Below are 14,317 nucleotides of genomic sequence, written 5' to 3'. Positions count from 1 at the left end.
GCTCGATCAATGCCCATCGCTCATCGGATAAGTCGCTCGCGTACGGCTTGCGCTCACTCACCCGGCTATCCCAGCATATCCACGCCCACCAGCCAGGCATAACGCTACAGATTCACTCGATCACACTGTGACATCGGGGGCTTCAGCTCGCAAACCGCCCTCTCAGAACCGTGCTTGATCGTCTCCGATCACACGGCTCCCATCGTCTAGTCATTCGCGGTTACGGCTTGACGAGCCTCCAGTGGGCAAAGAGAGCTGGTCCGCAGTGCGATGCCCATCGAGAGCTGTTGTTCGCCAATGTGCGCGAGCGCTTCTCTCCGCCAATCTCGAGTGAGAAGCTGCGACCGCCTACCGCAGGCGAATGCCCCACCTGGTGCGGTGCACCCTGCGTCCTTGACGGCCTGGCCGCGAGCTCAGGGCGGATGGGTGCCGCGTGGGAATCGTCACCAACGGTCCGCTGCGCCGCTCGACCGTCCTGCAGTACCTCGCCGTGCAGATACCCGTCTGCATCATGCTGATCCTGACCCTGTACACCCTGCGCGACCTCCGCCCCACCTCCTGGCCCGCCGTACTGCCCACCGCCCTGGCCGCCGCGACCGGGCTGCGCCTGAAGACCCGCAACGCCGTGATCAGCGTCCTGGGTGCCACCGCCTTGCATGTGGTGCTGTCGACCCTCTGGCAGGCCTGAAGATCCTCCACACGACCGCGTTCATCTTGTGCGAGAACGGAGCCGAAGCCCCAGAACCACGGCCAGACCGCAGCTCACGAGAAGGGCCGCGACGGCGAAGGTCCAGTGAGTTCCTCGGGCCACCTCCGCTGACGCGGCTGTGGTCACATCACTCGTGCCGGCGGCGAAGGCGAAGACCGCCCCCATGACCGATGCGCCGGTCATGAGCCCCAGGTTGCGGGAGAGATTCAGCATGCCCGACACCAGGCCACGCTGCGTCGGCAAGGCGTCCTTCATGACCGCCGTGTTGTTGGCCGCCTGGAACAGCGCGTAGCCGGCAGTGACGGCGACCAGCGGCAGGACGTACCCGATGACACCGGCCGCGATGGGTATCAGGGAGAGCATGATGGTGCCGCCGATGATGCCGCACAGCCCGACGACCACCATCGTCTCGGCTCCGAAACGATCGGTGGCGCGGCCTGCCGGGACGCCGGCGAGAGCGGACACCGCCGGGCCGGCCGACATCGCCAGGCCGACGAAGGCCGGGCCGAGGCCGAGTGCCAGGGCCAGGTGGAAAGGGCCCACGACGAGAGTGGCCATCATGACGGCCGATACCAGGGCGCTCGTCGTCAGACCACCGGCCAGGACGGGGTCGCGGAACATCGAGAGGGTGAGCAGCGGGGACGAGACCCTTCTCTCGGTGATGACGAACAGGGCCAGCCCTGCCCCCGAGGCGACGAGCAGTCCGATGGCGAGGCGGCCGAACGAGTTCCCTTCGATCGTCATGGCCAACGCGTAGGCGCCCAGGGTGATCGCCAGCAGCGCCGTACCCACAGTGTCGAACCGCCGCCTTGCGGAGGCGGCGGCTGGTGCCGAGTCGGGCAGCACCCGGAAGGTAAGCGCGAGCGCGAGAAGGCCGAGCGGCACGCCGGCGAGGAAGATCGCACGCCAGCCGAAGACCGCGATCAGGACCCCGCCGAGGGAGGGCCCCAGCGCGGTGCCGACCGCCGACATCGTCCCGAGCAGCCCCATGACGCTGCCGGTGCGATCCTTGGGTACCGTCTCGCCGACGAAGGCCATGGTCAGCGCCATCATGCACGCGGCGCCGACTCCCTGGAGCGCCCTGGCGGCGACCAAGAGGGGAACGTTCGGGGCCAGAGCGCACAGCAGCGTCGCGAGGGTGAACACGGCGATGCCGGTCAGCAGGAGGCGACGTCGGCCGGCGAGGTCGCCGAGTCGGCCCACTCCGACGATCAGTGTCGTGATGGCCAGAAGGTAGGCGATCACGACCCACTGGACCTCGTTGAACGCGGCGTCGAAGGCCACCGCCATGTTCGGCAGGCCGACGTTGGCGATGCTGGTGCCAAGCGAGGGCAGCAGCATGGACAGCGACAGTGCGGTGAGAACCCAGGCCGGTGATGGACGGTGCGCGGGCGATGTCTGCTGAGGCTCGATGCCGGGAGGGGTCGCTGATCTCAAGATGATGGCCTTTCCCTGGAGTCGAGGGGGTTCGCAACGAACGTAGGTCCCGTTTCGACCTGGCGGAAGACGCAATGATGTGAAGCCACATGTGCATGGGACGCCATGTCCCTGCCGAGGTGTGAGAAGGTGTGCGCATGGCAAGACCCGATTTGAACTTGCTGGTCACGCTGGACGTCCTGCTCGATGAGGGCAGCGTGACGAGGGCGGGAGAACGACTTGCGCTCAGTCCGTCCGCGATGAGTCGCGCGCTCGCGCGGTTGCGGCGAGCCACGGGTGACCCGCTGCTGGTGCGGGCCGGCCGAGGACTGGTGCCCACACCCCGGGCCTTGGAACTGCGCGACCGCGTGCGCGGCCTGGTCCAGGAGGCCGTAGAGGTGTTGCGGCCGGTCGAGAAGCTGGACCTGGCGACGCTGGAGAGGACTTTCGCGTTGCGCACCAGCGACGGATTCGTCGAGAGGTTCGGACCCGCGTTGATGGCCAAGGTCGGCAGGCAGGCCCCTGGCGTGCGGCTGCGGTTCCTGCAGAAGACCAAGAAGGACGCAGGTCCCCTGCGAGACGGCGGTGTTGACCTGGAGACGGGCGTCATCGAGCACGCACTGGCTCCGGACGTGCTGAGCAAGCCCCTGTTCACCGACCGGTTCGTCGGGGTGGTGCGGAGCGAGCACCCCCTGAGCACCGGGAAGATGACGACGGCCCGGTTCACCTCCTCGCGACACGTGCACGTCTCGCGGCGCGGTCTGACCGAGGGGCTGGTGGACGAGGCTCTTCGCCCGGCGGGCGGCGGACGGGAGATCGTGACGGTAGTGGACGGCTTCAGCGCCGCGTTGGCTCTGGCGAAGGCCTCGGACTTGGTCGCCACGGTTCCGGAGCGTCACACCGAGAACCTGCGGCAGGGGATGTGCACGTTCGAGCTGCCCTTCCGCACTCCGGAGGTGACGGTGTCGTTGCTGTGGCACGTCCGGCTCGACGCGGACCCGGCCCATCGGTGGCTGCGCGACTGCGTGCTCGACGTGTGTCGCTTCGACGGGCAGGGCTGATGGCTTGAAAAGGTGACCCGGTTGAGGTGCTCCTCCCCCGCAGCCCGCAACCGGGCACTCCTCCATCGCGCCACTCCTGCACGAGTGCTCCTGGGGGAAATTTCGCACTGCTCGTGTTCTTCGGCTTCACCTGGCTGTGATTCGGCGATATGCGGCTGATCTCTCCCTCGCCGGCGAGCATCCGAGCTCCTACGCCCCAGGCTCGATCAATGCCGCCTCGTACGCGACGATCACGGCCTGCGCCTGGTCCCTGACGCCGATCTTGGAGAACAGGTACGTCACGTGGTTCTTGACGGTCGACGGGGAGACGGACAGGTCGGCGGCGATCTCCGGGTTCGAGCGGCCTCGGGCGATCAGCACGCGGATCTCCCGCTCCCTGCCGGTCAGCCCGGACAGCTCGGCGGGCAGCGCCTTCGGACGCGAGGCGCGGACGAACGTGCCGATAAGCCTGGTGCGCAGGCGCGGCGCGACGGCCGCGTTCGAGTGCTGATCGATGTCCTGCTCCCTCTCCCCCTCGAGGTCGTGCTCAACAGGGTGTCCGTAAGCGGGCTCAGGTATCAGTGAAGGGTTAGGAGGATCTCGTCGAGCCGTTCGTATCCCTCGCGGACCCCGCGTTCCATGGGGGAAGCGATTACCAGGTCACGCACCTGCTTCGAGGCGAACAGTTGCGTCGTGGTGAGGATCGTCGTGCCATTCTGCTCGGTGAAGTCGTGGCTGACCAACGCTTCGCCCGGATACCAGTGGTCGTCGAAGGACTCGGTGTAGGACAGCCTGGAGTATGTGACGATCTCGCGGTAGACGCCGCCCGAGGCCATGACCGCTCCGTCGGGCCCGTGCCAGACGAACCGCCAGGCGCCGCCTACCCGCAGGTCGATCCGCGCTTCGACGATGTCCCACCCGCGCGCGCCGTACCACCGTCTGATCAGCTCTGGCCTGGTCCAGGCGGCGAAGATCAGGTGACGTGGGGCGTTGAACGACCGTGTCATGACGATGGCGCGGTCTGACGGCGTGGTGACGGTCAGTGCCGCGGTCATGGGCGCCACCGCGGGTCCCGGCCGATGAAGGCGAGCAGTTTGTCCTGCGGGGAGGCGTCCTCCTCGACCTTCACCTCGGGGCCGAACACCTCGATGTCCGGCCCGAACGCGCCCGGCGTGCGGAACTTCTCCACCAGTTCGGCGGGGAGCGCCTGCATTCCCGCCCAGGCTCGCTCGATGTCTTCGGGGTCGATCGTGTCGTCCTGGCCCGTCGCGCGGGCGAGGTCCCAGCCGTGCAGCGGGAGGTCTTCACTGACGACCTGGTCGATGTGCTGCTCCGCAGTCACCCGGCCGGTGGGCGTGTCGCACTCCCGGCTCGCGAGGGCGGGGTCGTCCAGGATCGCCTCCACGTCCGCGCGGGCGGCGCGGAACGCGGCCACCGGGTCCTCGTCCAGCGATGGCGCGGGGCTGAGGGAGCGGCCGAGAGGGTGCAGCATGACGGCGTGCATGTCGACGATGTGCTGCACCACCTGCCTGGCCGTCCACTTCGCACAGGGGGATGGGTTCGCCCACTGGTCTGGGCGTACGGCCACGACCTTGCGCTCGAACGCGTCGGCTCGCCGCTGGTAGCGGTCGGCTGTCTCACTCATGACGGGTGTCCTCTTCCTTGAGCTCGCCCAGGAGGGTGTCGAGGTTGTGATAGCGGTCCGCCCAGAAGCTCCGGTAGCCCTCCAGCCAGTCGGTGGCCTCTTTGAGCGCGGCGGCCTCCAGCCGGCAGGGCCGTCGTTGCCTGTCCCGGCCACGGGAGATGAGCCCGGCGCGCTCCAGGACCTTGAGATGTTTGGAGATCGCTGGCTGCGTCATGTCGAACGGCGCCGCCAGCTCCGTCACCGTGGCCTCGCCGGCCTTGAGCCGGGCCAGGATCGCGCGGCGCGTCGGATCGGCGAGGGCGGCGAAGGTGGCGTCAAGGGCATCCACACTCACATAACCGATTGTTAATATAACTACCTGGTATGTCAATCCCAGGCGGCGACCAGGTCGCGTGCGCCAACCTGCCCCAAGTAGGGCGGGGTTCCCCGCGAGCACTTCAAGATGTCGACCACCGCGTATCGCCGCCGCATGCCGTACTTCTCAGGAGTACTCGACGGCCTATGCCTGCGAGAGGGCGACCGGCTGCGGGTACGGGTGGCCAGCCCCGGTTACGAGGAGTGGAACGTCCAGTTCCCCAGGGACATCAGGGAAGCGGGCGCACGCTACATCGTGGAGGGCGTGCGTCCGTCGGGTCGTGGCGGGTTCTACCGGGCCTACGGCGAAATCCGGCGCCTGATGTAACTCTCCTGCCGGGTGAGTACCGACGCTGTCACGGCGATGGCGGTAGCGATGTGGTGAACCGCGAAGCCCGCCTGCGCCAGGTCGACGCATACCGGCGGATTGCCCGGCCCGGATCGACCATCCGGGGGTTACTCTGACACCATCCGCGTCACTTTCAGCCGAGACTGAGGTCGAGCACTCACCGACACATGCGCATGCGCTGACGAGGAGGCCGCGATATGAGACCGACCAGCAGGTACCGGGCCGCCGCGCGGATGATCGCCGTGATCGGCGTCGTTTCGCTCGTCGCCGCCTGTTCCGGCAACGGAGGAACCACCGGCGCAGGCGCCACCGGCGGAGGTGAAGCCGGAGGCTACCCGGACCAGAACATCACAGTCGTCGTGCCGTTCAGCGCGGGCGGCCCGACGGACACCGTCACCCGCATGATCGCCGACCCGATGGCCGCCAAGCTCGGCACCAAGATCGTCGTCCAGAACGTCGAGGGCGCGGGCGGCACGGTCGGCGCCGGCGAGGTCGCGCGGGCCAAGCCCGACGGCTACACCGTGCTCATGCACCACATCGGCATGTCGACGGCGCCCGCCCTGTACAAGGATCTGGGCTACAAGCCGCTCGAGAGCTTCGAGATGGTCGGGCTCGTCACCGAGGTGCCGATGACGATCGTGGCCCGCAAGGACTTCCCGCCCGCGACGCTTCAGGACCTCGTGACCTACGTGAAGGCGAACGCCAACAAGGTCACGCTGGCCAACGCCGGCATCGGCGCCGCGTCCCATCTGTGCGGCCTGCTGTTCCAGACCGCCGCCGGTGTCAAGCTCCAGGAGGTCCCGTACGAAGGCACCGGCCCCGCACTGACCGACCTCGTCGGCGGCCAGGTCGACTTCATGTGCGACCAGACGACCAACACCAGCGGCCAGATCTCCGCGGGTGAGGTGAAGGCGTACGCGGTCACCACGCCGGAGCGGGTAAAGAGCCTGCCCGATCTGCCCACCACGACCGAGGCCGGGCTGCCCAAGCTCCAGGTCAGCGTGTGGCACGCCCTCTATGTCCCGGCCGGCACGCCGCAGGAGGTCGTCCAGAAGCTGTCCGAGGCGCTGAAGGTGGCGCTGGCCGACCAGAAGGTCATCGACCAGATGGCCAAGCTCGGCACCGCGCCGGTCCCGGCCGAGGACGCGACCCCGCAGGCGCACCGGGCCAAGCTCCAAGAGCAGCTCGGCACCTGGTCAAAGGTCATCGCCGACGCCGGCGTCAAGGTTTCCTGAGGTGGAGCGCCGCCGGTCCTTCCCCGACGTCCTCGCCGGGGGAATCTTCGTCCTGATCGGTGGCGCGTTCGTGGTGGGGTCGCTCGGCTACGAGCTGGGCACCCCATTGCGGATGGGCCCCGGCGCCTTCCCGCTGCTGGTGGGCGCGATCGTGGCGGCTCTGGGCCTGGCTATCGTCATCAAGGGACTCGTCGCCGGCGAGGTGGTCTCGTTCGGGCCGATCCCCTGGCGTGCGGTCGTCTTCATCGTGCTCGCGCTCCTGTTCTTCGGATTCACCGTCCGGGGCCTCGGATTCGTACCGACGTCGGCGGTGACCGCCCTGCTCACCACACTGGCCAGCTCGCGCGTACGGCCGCTCGCGGCCGTGGCCGTGGCCGCCGGGCTGACCGCGGCCAGCACGCTCATCTTCGTCGTCGGACTTCAACTGCGGATCCCACTCTGGGGCCCGTGGCTGGGGTTCTGACATGGACCTTCTCGACAACCTCGCGCTGGGCTTCTCGACGGCCTTCCTCGTCCAGAACGTCCTCTACTGCTTCGTGGGAGTGCTGCTCGGGACGGCGGTCGGCGTGCTGCCCGGCATCGGGCCGACGGCGACGGTGGCGATGCTGCTGCCGATCACGTTCAACTTCGAGCCGGTGACGGCGCTGATCATGCTGGCCGGCATCTATTACGGCGCGCAGTACGGCGGCTCCACGACCGCCATCCTGATCAACCTGCCCGGTGAGTCGTCGGCGGCGGTCACCGCGCTGGACGGGCACGAGATGGCCCGGCAGGGCCGGGCCGGCGCGGCGCTGGCAGTCGCCGCGGTCGGGTCCTTCATCGGGGGTACGGTGGCCACCGTCGCACTGGCCGTCGCGGCTCCACCGCTGGCCCGCATCGCGTTGAAGTTCGGCCCGGCCGAATACTTCTCGCTGGTACTGCTCGGCCTGATCGTGTCGATCGCGCTGGCGCGTGGCTCGGCGCTCAAGGCGCTGGCGATGATCGCGCTCGGCGTTCTGCTCGGCACGGTCGGCCAGGACATCTACACCGGCACGCCCCGGTTCGTGTTCGACCAGCGCGAGCTGTACGGCGGCTTCGACTTCGTGTCGGTCGCCGTCGGCATGTTCGGGGTGGCCGAGATCCTGCGCAACCTGGAGAACGAGCAGACCCGCACGGCGGTCGTCAGCAAGGTGAAGAACCTCTGGCCGACTCGCGAGGACCGGCGCCGGATCGTCGGCCCGATCCTGCGGGGTACCGGTCTCGGCGCGGCGCTCGGCGTCCTGCCCGGCGGTGGCCACGTGCTGGCCGCGTTCACCTCGTACGCCGTCGAGAAGCGGACCTCGAAGCGGCCGCAGGAGTTCGGGCGCGGCGCGATCGAGGGCGTCGCGGGCCCCGAGTCGGCGAACAACGCCGCCGCACAGACGTCGTTCATCCCGCTGCTCACCCTGGGACTGCCCGCCCACCCGGTCATGGCACTGATGGTCGGCGCGTTCATCGTCCACGGCATAACCCCTGGCCCGAACGTCATCACCGACGAACCGGCGCTGTTCTGGGGCCTGATCGCGTCGATGTGGATCGGCAACGTGCTGCTCGTGCTGTTGAACCTGCCGCTGATCGGCGTCTGGGTGCGCATGCTGCGCATCCCGTACCAGGTGCTGTTCCCGATGATCATCCTGTTCGCCGCGATCGGCACCTACTCCCTGGGGTTCAACGCGTACGACGTCTACGCGATCGTCTTCTTCGGGATCCTGGGCTACATCCTGATCAAGTGCGGCTGCGAGCCGGCGCCGCTGCTGCTCGGTTTCGTCCTCGGGCCTTTGCTTGAGGAGAACCTGCGGCGGGCGCTCATCATCTCCCGCGGCGACGCTTCGGTCTTCCTGACCCGGCCGATCTCCGCGGTGCTCCTGACCCTGGCCGTGGCAGCGCTCGTCGTCGCTGCACTCCCCACGATCCGCAAGCGGCGCGAGATCGTGTTCACGGAGGAGGAGTAGAGATACTCCAACCATGGATACGAGTGCGAGGACGGACCGGATGCGACCGGGCCAGGCGGCGCCGGGCGTCGAGTCAGGCCGTCCCATGGAATGGGCGCTGCGTTCCGCAGAGCCGGCGGATGTCGAGGCGATCGCCGAGCTGCGAGCAACGGTGTTGCGTCCGGATCTGGAGCGGTTGGGACGGTTCGACGAGCATCGGGTCCGGCAGCGGCTGCGGGATTCCTTCTCCCCGCAGCACACATCGGTCATCGTGGCCGATGGCGCCTTCGCGGGCTGCGTCACAGTACGGCCGGCCGAGGACGGGCGGTGGCTGGAGCATTTCTACCTCGCTCCGGGCCTCCAGGGCCGGGGGATCGGATCGGCTGTCCTACGGACACTGCTGAAGCGGATCGATGCCGACGGCGAGCTCGTCCGCCTGAACGTCCTGCAGGGCAGCGCCGCCCGGCGGCTGTACGAGCGTCACGGGTTCACCGTGGAGGCTCAGGATCCGATCGACGTCTACATGGTGCGACGGCCGAGTGCGGGCACCCTCGGAACGTGAAGAAACTGCGGGTGTTCATGGCTCTAGCACCCGGTAGCCGGTTGGGGCGGTGAGCGGGACGCCGTCGAGCGCGCGCCGCCCTCAGCGGGCAGCGCGTCACTCGCACCGCGCCCAGCGTGTCACTCCCCGGCGGGCCCGCCCAATTCCAGGAGTCGGCCTCCGGACAGCTCCAGCCAGCGGTTCACCTTGATCTCCGCGAGGAACCGTTCGTCGTGGCTGACCACCACGAACGCCCCCTCGTACGCGCCGAGCGCGCTCTCCAACTGTCCCACGCTCACCAGGTCGAGGTTGTTCGTGGGCTCGTCGAGCAGCAGGAGCTGGGGTGCGGGTTCCGCGCACAGCACGCAGGCCAGCGTGGCGCGCAGCCGTTCGCCGCCCGAGAGCACCCCGACCGGCAGGTGGGCGCGGGCGCCCCGGAACAGGAAGCGGGCCAGCAGGTTCATCCGCTCCGCCTCCGGCATGGCGGGGGCGAACGCGGCCAGGTTCTCGGCCACGGTGCGCTCGACGTCGAGCAGGTCCAGCCGCTGCGACAGGTAGGCGATCCGCCCGTCGGCCCGCCTGGCGATGCCGCCAGCCCGCCCGGTATCGCCATCGCCCCGCCCGGTATCGCCATCGCCCCGCCCGGTGCCACCGTCTCCCCGCCCGGCACTACCGTCGTCGCCCCGCCCAGAGCCGCCATCGCCGCCGTCGGGTTCCAGGTCGCCGCTGATCAGGCGTAGCAGGGTGGATTTGCCCACGCCGTTGGGCCCGGTCAGCGCGATGCGCTCGGGCCCGCGGATGGTCAGGTCGATGCCCGGCTCGGCGAACAGGCCGCGGGCCTGCAGGTGTTCGCCGTGGAAGACCGTGCGTCCGGCGGGGACGTTGGTGCCCGGCAGGTGCAGCGTGATCTTCTGGTCGTCACGCAGGGCGCGTCCGGCCTCGTCGAGCCGGGCCTTGGCGTCGTTGACGCGCGCGGCGTGCGTCTGGCCCGCCCGTCCGGCCGCCTCCTGCGCGCCGCGCTTCATGTTCCCCGCGAAGATCCGCGGCAGGCCGGCGTTCTTGAGGTTGCGGGCGGCGTTGCTCGCCCGGCGCTCGGCCCGCTCGCGGGCCTGCTGCATCTCCCGCTTCTCGCGCTTGAGCTCCTGCTCGGCGCTGCGCACGGTGCGTTCGGCGGCCTCCTGCTCGGTGCGTACGGCTTCCTCATAGGCGGTGAAGTCGCCGCCGTAGTAGCGGACCTCGCCCCGGTCGAGCTCGGCGATGCGGTCCATGCGGTCGAGCAGGGCCCGGTCGTGGCTGACCACGAGCAGGCTGCCGTTCCAGTCGCCGAGCACGGTGTTGAGCCTGCGGCGGGCGTCGAGATCGAGGTTGTTGGTCGGCTCGTCGAGCAGCAGGACGTCGGGCCGTTTGAGCAGCTGCGCGGCCAGGCCGAGCGACACGATCTGGCCGCCGCTGAGCGTGCGCAGCGTGCGCGCGAACTCGAGGTCGCCGAGCCCGAGCCGGTCGAGCTGGGCGCGAGTACGTTCCTCGATGTCCCAGTCGTTGCCGATCGTGGTGAAGTGTTCCTCGCTCGCGTCGCCTGACTCGATGGCGTCGAGCGCGGCGATCACGGGGGCGATGCCAAGGACCTCGGCCACGGTCAGGTCGCCGGCGAGCGGCAGGCTCTGCGGGAGGTAGCCGAGCACGCCGTTGACGGACACGCTGCCGCCGCCGGGCCGGTACTCGCCGGCGATCAGCTTGAGCAGTGTGCTCTTGCCCGCGCCGTTCGGGGCGACGAGGCCGGTACGGCCGCCGCCCACGGTGAAGGAGAGGTCGCTGAAGACGGGGGTGTCGTCAGGCCAGGAAAAGGACAGGTTGGAGCAGATGATGAACGCATCGGACATGCGAGAGACCTCGTACGTGATGCCGGACAGCGCCGAAGCCGCCCGGCGATGGGACAGGTATCGGGGAACGACGACAACGGCCTCGTCGGCGGCGGTCATGTGCGCCTGCCGGGGCCGATCGACCTCCGGTATCACCCGGAGATGTCGTCGTCACCTGCCACGTCTGGTCTCCTAGCTCCGAATACAAACGTTTACACGCTACCAGCCGACTGCGCTTCCTTCTTACGCGCCCGGTAGGCCGCCGCCTTGATCTTGTTGCCGCAGGACTCCATGCCGCACCATTCCCTGCGCCCGCCACGCGACCGGTCGATGAAGACCTTGGTGCACTCGGGATTGGCGCACTCCTTCATCAGCGGCACCTCGGGCCCGCTGAGCAGTTCGACGGCGTGCCTGGCCACGGTGGACAGCGCCTGCGCCGGGGACGCCTCGACCCACCGCCCCTCGGCCGCGAGCTGGGGCGCCACGGGGGGCTTGCGTGCCGTCTCGTTCACCAGGGCGAGCGCCTCGTCGTCGTATCGGGCACCGGCCAGTCGGGCGGTGACCAGCGCGTAGATGGCCTCCCGTACGGCCACCGCCTCCACCAGATCCGCCTCCTGGCAGGGAGAGACGGCGTCGACGATGCCGGACTCCAGGTACCAGGCGTCGAGCCGGTCGGGGACGTCGAGCGTCTCGAAACGCTCCGTACGGCGGGCACGGAGCGTGCAGGCGAGGTCGAGCGCGGGGTTTCCGCACAGAAACACATGCTTCACATCACCAGCTTGACAGGTGACGCCACGCCGGGCAATCGTCGTCACCATTCAAGGAACACCAAACGTCCGCCCACAGTTCTTCGTCCAGGTGGCGATCGCGCCATCGCTCCGGCGGGTCGGCCAGCCAGTCGTGGCCGAAGATCGTGTACGGCTGGTCCGCGCGGACACGCGCCACCTCGTGCTGCCCCAGGTACTCCATCCACGGCCGCCAGAACGGCCCGTTCGCGACCACCAGGTACGAGGCCGCCAGCCCCGGTTCGTGCAGCCAGCCCCGCATCATCCGCGCCTGGAACACGTCCGTGACGGGCGACGGTTCGGCCTCGGCGGCGGGCCAGACCAGATGCCGCGCGATCGCGACGTGCGCGTCGGGAGGCAGCGCCGTCCGCAGGCGTACGTCGTCCCAGATGTCCTCGACGACAGGGTCCTCCCGCTCCGGCTCGCGCAGGGTCAGCCAGCTCATGAAGGCACGCAGGCGCCCGGTGTTGCGGCACCTGAGCAGGGAGAACGCTCCCGGCTGACGGTCCAGCCAGAACCGGACGGACGCGGCGTCGCCCTGGTGCTCGCGCGCCATGGCGATCAGTTCGTCGTGGTCGGCGGGAGTCGCCACCGACGCCCGCATGTCCCCCTCACCCAAGATCGAGACGTACCGCTGCGCGAGCCCGCCCCGCCTGCGCAGATGGCTGATCGTCCGCATGACCGCCACGGTTGCCTGCGGTGCGCGGGCGTCGCGCAGCAGGTCGCCCATGACGTAACGGCGGATCCGCCGGTGCATCCGTTCGTAGCCGACGGGGTCCCGCCACCGCAGGTGGAGGTCGAGGGCTTCGCGCAGCACTCCGTTGATCTCCAGGCCGTGGGCGGCCGTTTCGACGCAGGAGTGTGCCTGGAGCCAGTCGAACAGCTCCGCGGCCTGGCCGTCCGGCAGCACCACCCTGAGGAGGTCTTCGGTGGTGTGGCGGGCGTGCGCGCACACGTGCAGGGCCCACCGGTGCAAGGGTGTCGGCGCGCTGCCCGCCAGCCGGGCGAGCACGGCGTCGACCACATGCCGTACGGCGTCGCGCCGCGACGGCTGTCCCGTGGCCGACCTGCTCCTGGCGACCTCGGCGGCGAGCGACAGGGCGAAGGGGTGCCCGGCGGCGAAGTCCAGAATGGACGGCTGGAGGTCGGGGTCGACGCCGCGGGCGTCGAGCAGCGCGGCGGACTCCGCGGTGGTGAGGGCGTCGAGGTGCCTGATCACGATCGTCCCCGACCAGGCCGGGTCGGTGAGCCAGGCGGCGCTCGGCCCGTTCCGGCCCGCCACCACGACGACCATGTCGCCGGGCAACCGCCGCAGATACTCCTCGCGCAGCCACGTTTCGAGCTCGCCCGCCTCCTCGAAGGAGTCGACGAGCAGTACCGCGCCGGAGGAGAACTCGTCGGCGCATTCCTCGAAGCGCGCCCGCGCCGCCGAGCCATGGAGCTGCCATACCCGCCGGCCCGCTGCTGCGGCGTCGGCGGCGAACGTGCGCAGCAGCGTCGACTTTCCGATGCCCGCGGACCCGCGGACGAACAGAAGGCTGTCGCCACCGCCGTTCAGCAGGTCGTGGAAGGCGGCGCGCTCCGCGCCCCTGCCGACGAACTGCCGATCGGGACGCCGCTCCGGCTCCTCGGCGGGGAGCTCGTCCAGGTCGGCCCGCAGGATCTTCTCGTGGATCGCCCGCAGCCGGGGTCCCGGGCTGACTCCCAGCTCCTTGCCCAGCAGGTCGTAGACCGTCCGGTAGACCTCGAGCGCCTCGGCCCGCCTGCCACTGCGGTACAGGGCCAGGAGGTAGATCTCGTAGAGCGGCTCTTCGAGCCGGTTCTGCTGGATGAGCAGCGGGACCTCGGCCACCACCTCGGCGTGCTGCCCCAGCTCCAGGCGCAGCCGCAGCAACTCCTGGTGGGCGATCAGCCTCAGTCGTTCCAGCCGGAACCGCTCCCGCTCGGCGGCCTCACCAGGAACGCCGGCCAGCGCCGTGCCCGTCCAGAGGCCGAGCGCCTCCTCCAGCCGCTTGGCGGCCGCGGCGAGCTGACCATTCCTGCGCTCCTGCCGGGCGGCTTCCACCAGCTCGTCGAACTCGACTGCGTCCAGCGCGAACAGCGAGGGGTCGAGCATGTAGCCGCCGGACCGGGATCTGATCGCCGAGCCCAGTCCGTGCCGCGACAGCAGCCGCCGGATGCGGGAGATGTAGGTCCTGATGACGGCTTCACCGGTCGCCGGCGCCTGCTCACCCCACAGGCCGTCGATCAGCTCCCCGGTCCGCACGAAGCTGCCGCTGTTGGCCAGCAGCAGCATCAGGACGGCCTGCTGCTGCGGCGCGCCGAGGTCAAGCCTGGTGTCACCGCCACCCAGGCCGGGCGGCCCGAGCACGGTGAACCTGACCTGTCCGATCACGCCTGAAAGGTAGGTTCGCGCGGGCCGCCCTCGCGAGCGT

The 14,317-nt window shown here is 69.4% G+C and carries 15 protein-coding genes; 7 read left to right on the top strand and 8 right to left on the bottom strand.

All coding sequences use genetic code 11. The annotated features are described in order from the left end of the window. Nucleotides 1–433: 433 nt before the first annotated feature. On the top strand, nucleotides 434–688 hold the full coding sequence (locus tag ACFXJ8_RS20330; protein WP_379645465.1) for an AzlD domain-containing protein: 255 nt from the start codon (nucleotides 434–436) through the stop codon (nucleotides 686–688). A 21-nt stretch (nucleotides 689–709) separates the two neighbouring features. On the opposite strand, the gene ACFXJ8_RS20325 is transcribed toward ACFXJ8_RS20330, so the two are convergent. Next, nucleotides 710–2,146 carry an MFS transporter gene (locus ACFXJ8_RS20325; RefSeq protein ID WP_379645464.1) on the bottom strand — a complete coding sequence of 479 codons (1,437 nt, stop codon included), beginning with the start codon at nucleotides 2,144–2,146 and terminating at the stop codon, nucleotides 710–712. A gap of 137 nt (nucleotides 2,147–2,283) precedes the next feature. Here ACFXJ8_RS20325 and ACFXJ8_RS20320 point away from each other — a divergent pair, with 137 nt between their 5' ends. Next, nucleotides 2,284–3,186 (top strand): LysR family transcriptional regulator, encoded by a 903-nt coding sequence (locus ACFXJ8_RS20320; protein WP_379645463.1) that lies wholly within the window; start codon nucleotides 2,284–2,286, stop codon nucleotides 3,184–3,186. A gap of 189 nt (nucleotides 3,187–3,375) precedes the next feature. Here the strand turns inward: ACFXJ8_RS20320 and ACFXJ8_RS20315 are convergent, their stop codons facing one another. The 4 genes from ACFXJ8_RS20315 to ACFXJ8_RS20300 all read right to left on the bottom strand — a co-directional run bounded on the left by ACFXJ8_RS20315 (nucleotide 3,376) and on the right by ACFXJ8_RS20300 (nucleotide 5,144). Further along, nucleotides 3,376–3,573, bottom strand: coding sequence for a response regulator transcription factor (locus ACFXJ8_RS20315; protein WP_379645469.1), 198 nt, complete (start codon nucleotides 3,571–3,573; stop codon nucleotides 3,376–3,378). 170 nt (nucleotides 3,574–3,743) lie between these two features. Beyond that, nucleotides 3,744–4,220 carry an SRPBCC family protein gene (locus ACFXJ8_RS20310; RefSeq protein ID WP_379645462.1) on the bottom strand — a complete coding sequence of 159 codons (477 nt, stop codon included), beginning with the start codon at nucleotides 4,218–4,220 and terminating at the stop codon, nucleotides 3,744–3,746. After that, nucleotides 4,217–4,810: a TIGR03086 family metal-binding protein gene (locus ACFXJ8_RS20305; protein ID WP_379645461.1), complete on the bottom strand. Its 594-nt coding sequence runs from the start codon at nucleotides 4,808–4,810 to the stop codon at nucleotides 4,217–4,219. Before ACFXJ8_RS20305 ends, ACFXJ8_RS20310 begins: the two co-directional genes overlap by 4 nt. After that, the gene (locus ACFXJ8_RS20300) at nucleotides 4,803–5,144 is read right to left on the bottom strand and encodes an ArsR/SmtB family transcription factor (RefSeq protein WP_379645460.1); all 342 of its coding nucleotides are present in this window, start codon (nucleotides 5,142–5,144) and stop codon (nucleotides 4,803–4,805) included. Before ACFXJ8_RS20300 ends, ACFXJ8_RS20305 begins: the two co-directional genes overlap by 8 nt. Before the next feature lie 108 nt (nucleotides 5,145–5,252). On the opposite strand from ACFXJ8_RS20300, the gene ACFXJ8_RS20295 reads away from it, so the two are divergent. From ACFXJ8_RS20295 to ACFXJ8_RS20275, 5 genes are all read left to right on the top strand, one after another. After that, a complete protein-coding gene (locus ACFXJ8_RS20295) occupies nucleotides 5,253–5,492 on the top strand; it encodes a hypothetical protein (protein WP_379645459.1) in 240 nt (79 codons plus the stop codon). 218 nt (nucleotides 5,493–5,710) lie between these two features. After that, nucleotides 5,711–6,748, top strand: a complete 1,038-nt coding sequence (locus ACFXJ8_RS20290) for a tripartite tricarboxylate transporter substrate-binding protein (protein ID WP_379645458.1) — start codon at nucleotides 5,711–5,713, stop codon at nucleotides 6,746–6,748. Between the two features lies 1 nt (nucleotide 6,749). After that, nucleotides 6,750–7,211 (top strand): tripartite tricarboxylate transporter TctB family protein, encoded by a 462-nt coding sequence (locus tag ACFXJ8_RS20285; RefSeq protein ID WP_379645457.1) that lies wholly within the window; start codon nucleotides 6,750–6,752, stop codon nucleotides 7,209–7,211. A 1-nt stretch (nucleotide 7,212) separates the two neighbouring features. Further along, on the top strand, nucleotides 7,213–8,718 hold the full coding sequence (locus ACFXJ8_RS20280; protein WP_379645456.1) for a tripartite tricarboxylate transporter permease: 1,506 nt from the start codon (nucleotides 7,213–7,215) through the stop codon (nucleotides 8,716–8,718). A gap of 85 nt (nucleotides 8,719–8,803) precedes the next feature. Then, entirely contained in the window at nucleotides 8,804–9,259 is a 456-nt protein-coding gene (locus ACFXJ8_RS20275) for a GNAT family N-acetyltransferase (RefSeq protein ID WP_379645455.1), read from the top strand. A gap of 119 nt (nucleotides 9,260–9,378) precedes the next feature. Here the strand turns inward: ACFXJ8_RS20275 and ACFXJ8_RS20270 are convergent, their stop codons facing one another. From ACFXJ8_RS20270 to ACFXJ8_RS20260, 3 genes are all read right to left on the bottom strand, one after another. Next, nucleotides 9,379–11,118 (bottom strand): ABC-F family ATP-binding cassette domain-containing protein, encoded by a 1,740-nt coding sequence (locus ACFXJ8_RS20270; RefSeq protein ID WP_379645454.1) that lies wholly within the window; start codon nucleotides 11,116–11,118, stop codon nucleotides 9,379–9,381. 191 nt (nucleotides 11,119–11,309) lie between these two features. Continuing rightward, a complete protein-coding gene (locus ACFXJ8_RS20265; RefSeq protein WP_379645453.1) occupies nucleotides 11,310–11,867 on the bottom strand; it encodes a CGNR zinc finger domain-containing protein in 558 nt (185 codons plus the stop codon). 1 nt (nucleotide 11,868) lies between these two features. Continuing rightward, nucleotides 11,869–14,277 carry a BTAD domain-containing putative transcriptional regulator gene (locus tag ACFXJ8_RS20260; protein WP_379645452.1) on the bottom strand — a complete coding sequence of 803 codons (2,409 nt, stop codon included), beginning with the start codon at nucleotides 14,275–14,277 and terminating at the stop codon, nucleotides 11,869–11,871. Between the last annotated feature and the right edge of the window lie 40 nt (nucleotides 14,278–14,317).

The sequence above is a fragment of the Nonomuraea sp. NPDC059194 genome (assembly GCF_042754765.1).
Classification (GTDB): domain Bacteria; phylum Actinomycetota; class Actinomycetes; order Streptosporangiales; family Streptosporangiaceae; genus Nonomuraea.
This window is presented reverse-complemented; position numbering and strand designations above follow the sequence as displayed.

Excerpts from the sequence above, each read along its gene's own strand:
- ACFXJ8_RS20320 (WP_379645463.1), top strand. The coding sequence starts at position 2,284 with ATGGCAAGACCCGATTTGAACTTGCTGGTCACGCTGGACGTCCTGCTC.
- ACFXJ8_RS20310 (WP_379645462.1), bottom strand. The coding sequence starts at position 4,220 with ATGACCGCGGCACTGACCGTCACCACGCCGTCAGACCGCGCCATCGTC.
- ACFXJ8_RS20305 (WP_379645461.1), bottom strand. The coding sequence starts at position 4,810 with ATGAGTGAGACAGCCGACCGCTACCAGCGGCGAGCCGACGCGTTCGAG.
- ACFXJ8_RS20295 (WP_379645459.1), top strand. The coding sequence starts at position 5,253 with ATGTCGACCACCGCGTATCGCCGCCGCATGCCGTACTTCTCAGGAGTA.
- ACFXJ8_RS20290 (WP_379645458.1), top strand. The coding sequence starts at position 5,711 with ATGAGACCGACCAGCAGGTACCGGGCCGCCGCGCGGATGATCGCCGTG.
- ACFXJ8_RS20280 (WP_379645456.1), top strand. The coding sequence starts at position 7,213 with ATGGACCTTCTCGACAACCTCGCGCTGGGCTTCTCGACGGCCTTCCTC.
- ACFXJ8_RS20275 (WP_379645455.1), top strand. The coding sequence starts at position 8,804 with ATGGAATGGGCGCTGCGTTCCGCAGAGCCGGCGGATGTCGAGGCGATC.
- ACFXJ8_RS20270 (WP_379645454.1), bottom strand. The coding sequence starts at position 11,118 with ATGTCCGATGCGTTCATCATCTGCTCCAACCTGTCCTTTTCCTGGCCT.